Source organism: Geitlerinema sp. PCC 9228 (genome assembly GCF_001870905.1).
Classification (GTDB): domain Bacteria; phylum Cyanobacteriota; class Cyanobacteriia; order Cyanobacteriales; family PCC-9228; genus PCC-9228.
This window is the reverse complement of record NZ_LNDC01000156.1, coordinates 1-2,078: the sequence shown is the minus strand read 5'-3', so window position 1 is coordinate 2,078 and position 2,078 is coordinate 1. Positions and strand designations below refer to the sequence as shown.

The following is a 2,078-nucleotide window of genomic DNA, read 5'->3' as shown; positions in this document are numbered from 1 at the left end:
TGGTCTCCGGTGGCTTGCCACAGTTTGGCTAGGTTGCGATACACGCCGGCTAAGTGGGGATTGAGGCGAATGGCGGTTTGATAGTTGTCGATGGCGGCTTGCCATGTTTGGTGTTGTAGGTAAATGTTGCCGAGGTTGGCGTAGGCTTCGGCGAAATCTGGCGATAGGGAAATGGCTTTTTGGTAAGCCTCTTTAGCAGCTATATGATTGCCTTGTTGATGGTAGATGTTGCCTAGGAGTTTGTAGGCGGTGGCGTTTTCTGGCTGCTGCTGGAGGATGGTTTGGCATTGGGTTTCTGCGACTTGCAGTTGACCGTTTTGCAAATATTGTTCGATTTTTTCCCAGTCGCTGGTGGATGGCATGGTTTGCTTTTCTTGGGTCAATTGTTCTATTTGAATTCTGCTTATATATAGATGAAGGGATAGGGGTTATGGTTGGCTGACTTGCCGACACCAGGTTAAAAAGTCGCTGGTTGCTGGTTTTTCTCCGAAAAATTCGGCGACGATGTGGGATTGTTGGATGGCATGTTTGGCTGGGTCGCTTTCATATCCAAATCGCTGGCAAAGTTTCCGGTAGGCGGGGGAATGGAGAACTTCTTGGCGAAATTCGCGATGAAATTCTCTGGTTTGCTGCGGTACAATGGATTTTTCTTGGGATTTTCGACCGCTGTCGCCGGTTAGTTGGATTTTATGGAAGGTTTCTAGGAAGTCGCTTCTATAGTCTAAGGATAAATACGCACAAATTTGCTGGATGACCGATTGGGGGTTGATGACAAAATCTTCGTAATGGAAGATGGGAATGCCAGCGTAGGTTTCGATAAAGGATAATACGCGATCGCAATATTCATCAAACGACAATCCCCGATGCCAACCTTTCTCTTGACTGGATAAAAACGCATCAATGGGATTGCGTAAAGTAACCACCGGACGTACAATATATTCCTGCTTTAACAAATTCACCAATGTAGAGGTCTTGTACGGTGAATATTTAGGCAGAAAATCCGTAAATGCATGGTCTCTCAAAATCAGTTGTTTCCCAGCTTTGGCTGCTTTCCGATACACCCAAGCTACTCTATCTAAAAATACTCGTTGACGAGACGAAATCGCATCACCAGCCATCTCGGGATAATTGTTTAAAAATTGCGGTATGGGGTCAAAAGCGTTGAAATTGGGAGTTTTGCGTAAAGGATGCACTTCGCTTAACAAAACTACATGGGGTTGGCTTGCCAAACATTTACAAATTACCGTTCCCCCAGAGGTGGGAAGGTGGTGTATGGTAGCAATGGTCGCTACCTCGCTATCGGTTTGATGGCTTGGCTGCTGCCATTCACTTGCTAATTGTTTGACCATGCCAGAAGGTGGCAAACCACGCGCTTGCAATTGAACGGCTTTTTGATAGGCTGTAACTGCTGCTGGTAATTTATCCAATTGTTGGTAAATATAGCCGAGTTGCGAATACAGCCACCAAGCATCTTCAGAATTTGGTTGGCAGGCAATGGCTTGTTGGTAAGCTTCCCTAGCTTCCCCCCATTGTTGCCATTGTAGTTTGATATGACCTACCTGAGCGTACAGTTCCCAGTTTTCGGGATAGTGAGAAATTCCCTGCTGGCAGAAATCTATGGCTTCTTCCCACTGTTCGATATTGACCAATGCTTCTACGATTTTTCGATAGCTACTCGCCGCCGTTTCGGAAGGATTGATTTCGATTTCCCGACGATAGCCGTCGATGGCAGCTTGCCACTGTTGCTGTGCCCTATAGATTTCCGCTAAATTATGATATGCCTGGCTGCAATCTGGCTGGATGGCAATGGCTTGCTGGTAGCATTGCTTGGCTTTCTCCCAGTCTCCGTATCCAATAAAATTATTGCCTAAGGTCAGATATTCTTCGGCTTCTCTCCATTCTGGCTGCAACTGCAAAGCTACAAACCACGCTTGGGAGGCTGGTTGCGGTTGGTTGCGTTTCTGGTAGGTTTTCGCCAATCCCCGATAGGCGGCAGCTAGTTGCGGATGGAGATGAATTACTTTCTCAAAACATGCGATCGCATTTTCCCACTGTCGCTGCCAAAAATAAACTTCTCC

General features: G+C 46.5%; 2 protein-coding genes. Both read right to left on the bottom strand.

Annotated elements, in window-relative coordinates:
- The coding region (locus AS151_RS16900; RefSeq protein ID WP_139240720.1) for a tetratricopeptide repeat protein at positions 1–362 on the bottom strand (362 nt) is incomplete at its 3' end.
- A 66-nt stretch (positions 363–428) separates the two neighbouring features.
- The coding region (locus tag AS151_RS16895; protein ID WP_139240719.1) for a tetratricopeptide repeat protein at positions 429–2,078 on the bottom strand (1,650 nt) is incomplete at its 5' end.